Annotated in this window: 2 protein-coding genes; one reads left to right on the top strand and one right to left on the bottom strand. The window is 71.2% G+C overall.

The genetic code is table 11. The annotated features are described in order from the left end of the window. Positions 1-984, bottom strand: a 984-nt coding sequence (locus CCN39_RS47805) for an AfsR/SARP family transcriptional regulator (protein ID WP_208630693.1), incomplete at its 3' end; no start/stop codon positions are given. 138 nt (positions 985-1,122) lie between these two features. Here CCN39_RS47805 and CCN39_RS47800 point away from each other — a divergent pair. Next, a partial coding sequence (locus CCN39_RS47800; RefSeq protein WP_143264474.1) for a CHAP domain-containing protein occupies positions 1,123-1,653 on the top strand: 531 nt, incomplete at its 3' end.

Raw genomic sequence — 1,653 nt, 5'->3', positions numbered from 1 at the left:
GTCAGCGATCACCGGCCGAGTGCCCGAGAGCACCGCGTAGAGCTGGCCGTCCGGGAAATCGCCACGGAGCCGGTGCGCGACGTGACTGGCCAGGGTGCTCTTGCCGGCGCCCGGCTGCCCGGAGACCGCGCAGACCCGCACCGCGGCGCCCGGCCGGTCGGTCAGCATGGCGATCAGCGCGCGGACGTCGTCGGCGCGTCCGGTGAAGTCGGCGACGTCGGCCGGGAGCTGCGCGGGCGCGGGCAACGGCTCGCTCTGCCGGGCATCCGCGTGCAGGGCGTTCTCGTGGGCGTCCGTCAGCTCCGGACCGGGATCGATGCCCAGTTCGTCGGCCAGTTCGCACCGCACCCGGCGGAAGTGCTCGAGGGCTTCACCGCGGCGGCCGGACTGAGTCAGCGCAGTCACGCGGTGGGCGTGCAACCGCTCTCTGAACGGGTGCTCCGTATTCAGAGCAGTGATCTCGCCGACGAGCCGGTTGCCCCAGCCGAGCGCGAGCTCGGCGCCGATCCGATCTTCGATCGCCATCAGGCGCTGCTCGGTCAGCCGCGCCCGCTCTGCTTCCGCCCACCTGCCCTGAACGCCCGTGAGCGGCACGCCGCGCCACAGCTGGAGACAGGCTCGAAGCTTTTTCGCGGCGGTCGCGTGATCACCGGCCTCGGCGGCGCGGCGCGCTTCAGTCGCGTGCCGCACGAAGCACGTGACGTCGATGGCGTCCGGCGGCAGGTCCAGCAGGTAGCCGCCCGCCGAGCGGACGAGCACGTCGCCGAGTTCTCGCCGCAGCGTCGACACATAGGTGTAGACCGCGCCGCGGGCGTCCACCGCCACGACGTCGTCCCACAGCGCGTCCACCAGCTGGTCGAGCGAAACGACCTGCCCGGCGTTCGCGGCCAGCACGGCCAGCAGTCCGCGCGGCTTGGGGCCGCCCAGGCTCAACTGGCGCCCCTCCGACTCGACCTGGACAGGACCGAGCAGCAGCACCCGCATTCGAACCCCCCATGCTTGTGATCAGCATTCCCGGACATTCGGGACATCTCAAGACACGTTCACAGGTTTTTTGGAGACCGGGACACCAGTCTGGGTTCGACCGGCGGAGGGGATCCGCCACCGAACGATGGGGTGAAGATGAGGACCAAGCCGAGACAGGTGGCCACGACACTGGCCGGGGCGGCGCTGGCCATGCTGGTGAGTGTGCCGTTCGGGGGTGCCGAAGCGTCCGCGGCCACCGGCCAGGACATCACCGCGATCGCGCAGGGACAGCTCGGCAAGGGCTGCTCGACCGGCGGCTGGCGGTGCGACCCGAACGCCTGGTGTTCCGACTTCGTCAAGTGGGTCTGGGACACGGCCGGGATCGACACCGGGGGCATCGGCCCGGCCGCGGCGAGCGTCGCGGCCTACGGCCAGCAGCGCGGGACGACGACCGGGGAGCCGCACGTCGGGGACGCCGTAGTCTACAACTACGACGGCGTCAGCTGGGCCGAGCACGTCAACCTGGTGGTCGGCGTGCGCGCCGACGGCATGGTGCAGACAGTCGGTGGCAACGAGGGCGCCTCTCCCGGCAGCGTCCTGTTCCACGACTGGCACCGGGCCACCGACTGGGGCAGCGTGCGGTACGTCCGCCCAGTCGGCGTCGAGGACACGGTTTCGGTGTTGGCT

The organism is Amycolatopsis kentuckyensis, from assembly GCF_002155975.1.
GTDB lineage: Bacteria > Actinomycetota > Actinomycetes > Mycobacteriales > Pseudonocardiaceae > Amycolatopsis > Amycolatopsis kentuckyensis.
Note: the sequence above shows the minus strand (reverse complement) of the source record. Positions and strands in the feature narration are given on the sequence as shown.